Consider the following 1,869-nt stretch of genomic DNA (forward strand, 5'->3'; position numbering starts at 1 on the left):
CCGAACTTTACCGTCTTTTTGGCGCAAGTCATTGATATGACTTTGAACTGAAGCGGTATGCTGTCTACGCAGCGAGCAGTTCGACCCCCAGCAGGCTGAACGCACGGCGCTGCACTGGTGTCGGTGTGGTCTGAACGGTGAGTGTCCTCTGTCCGGCGAAGCAGACGGTGTTGCGGGTCAGGGTCGCCAGATCGTCAAGCAGTGTGCGGAAGCTGTGCACGGGCTGGCTTGCGTCGTCGCTGGTCCCGGCACGCTGGGTCGAGGCCTTCCGGTAAGCCGCCTTCGAGACCTTGGCCTTGGCCACCGGCGATGTCCGTTCGGCTTCGGCGGAGGCACGGTCGTGATCGTCGAACAACATGGGCGCCAAGGGCTGGCGCATGTGCCACTCGAGGTAATACGCCAGCATGCACAGCAGGACATGCGCCCGCACCCGTGGCGCGGTCCAGTGAAACACCGGCCGCAGTTCCAGATCGACCGTCTTGATGCAGCGGAACGCACGCTCGACCTGGGCCAGGGATTTGTAGGCCCGCACGGTGCCCGCGGCATCGGCCACCTCGGCCGGCAGGCTGGTGCGCAGCGCGTAGAAACCATCGAACCGCGCCTCTTCGGCAATGGCCTCGGCCTTGCGTGTGTAGTTGAAGACAGTGTCGGTGATGGTCAGGTCGAAGTGCTTGGCCATCTTACGCTTGCCGAGGACGGCGCCGACCACCTTGCCGATCTCCGCGGCGCCACGCAGCGGGTTCGTCTCGCGCGTCACCCGAGCCTGGATCTTGCCCAGGTCGGTCTCGGTCAGCGCCAGCAACTCATCGCGCTTGCGCCGCCGTTCCTCGGCCAGCAGCGGGTTCTTGCACACCACCAGCCGTTCGTTCGGATAGTCCGGACTGCTGATCTCGGCCATATCGCGTGTGTCGAACAGGGAGAACTGCAGCAGCCCGCCTTCCGCCAACTGCCGGATCGCCGGTGCACGCAGGGCAGTGATCCAGTCGAGGCCGGCCGGACGCAGGGTTTGCTCGATCCGGGCGCTGGTGATCATCCCGCGGTCGCCGACCATCACCACGTGGCGCAGCCGGAAGCGCTGCTTCAGCTTGGTGATCTGGGTGGCGACGGTGGCCGGATCGGCGGTGTTGCCCTCGAACACCTCCACCGCCACGGGGCAACCATCCGCGGCACACAGCAGGCCGATCACCAGTTGCGGGCGGTCACCACGACTGTCGCGGCTGTAGCCGTGGCGGGCCAGCGGGCAGCAGCGTCCTTCCAGGTAGGTGGAGGTGGCATCGTAGAGCACCAGTGTGCCGTTCTTGAGGTGGCGGCGGGCGAGTTGGTTTTCGATGAAGTCCTGCTCGCTGCCGAGCCAGTCGAGGGTGGCGTAGATCTCGCGCGCTGTGACGCTGCCGAGACCAAGGGCTTCACCGAGCGAGTGGCTGGCGGTGACGGTATCGAGCATCCGCGCGGTTGCGAGTTTCGCCGCCGGGTCGAGCAGCCTGGCGACGATGAGCGCCAGTGCCAGGTCGCGGCGACGTTGGGGCGCACGACGCGGCAGCAGGTCGTCCAGGCCGATGCGCCGCGCGACGGTCAGCGCGGCAAGGACGTGGCCATGGGGCAGCGAGCGGCGGATCTCGAAGCCCTCGCTGCCGACCGGGGCAAGCGGATCGCCACGCAGGGCGGCGCGGAGGGTTTCGATGCGCTCGATCGGCAGCTTGGAGAGGTTGGCGAGGGTGCGGTTCTTGACCTTGCCGTCCTCACGGTAGGTTTCCCGCAGCAGGAAGGAGGGCCGGGCGTTGCGGTTGGGGACCTTGGCGATGTGCATGAGGCATCGAATCAAACCTATTCGGCCTCCGTCAACAGATTTCTCGCCAGGCGCTTGACTAC

Annotated in this window: 1 protein-coding gene; it reads right to left on the reverse strand. The window is 66.2% G+C overall.

Features of this window, described 5'->3' with window-relative positions; all coding sequences use genetic code 11:
• Nucleotides 1–64: 64 nt before the first annotated feature.
• Complete coding sequence (locus tag VGC77_RS20660; protein ID WP_331173436.1) at nt 65–1,807, reverse strand: IS1634 family transposase; 1,743 nt, start codon at nt 1,805–1,807, stop codon at nt 65–67.
• Nucleotides 1,808–1,869 lie beyond the last annotated feature (62 nt).

The sequence above is a fragment of the Rhodopseudomonas sp. genome, from assembly GCF_036404135.1.
Lineage (GTDB): Bacteria > Pseudomonadota > Alphaproteobacteria > Rhizobiales > Xanthobacteraceae > Rhodopseudomonas_A.

What these genes read in the sequence shown, in the direction of transcription:
- VGC77_RS20660 (WP_331173436.1), bottom strand. Translation starts at nt 1,807, where the DNA reads ATGCACATCGCCAAGGTCCCCAACCGCAACGCCCGGCCCTCCTTCCTG.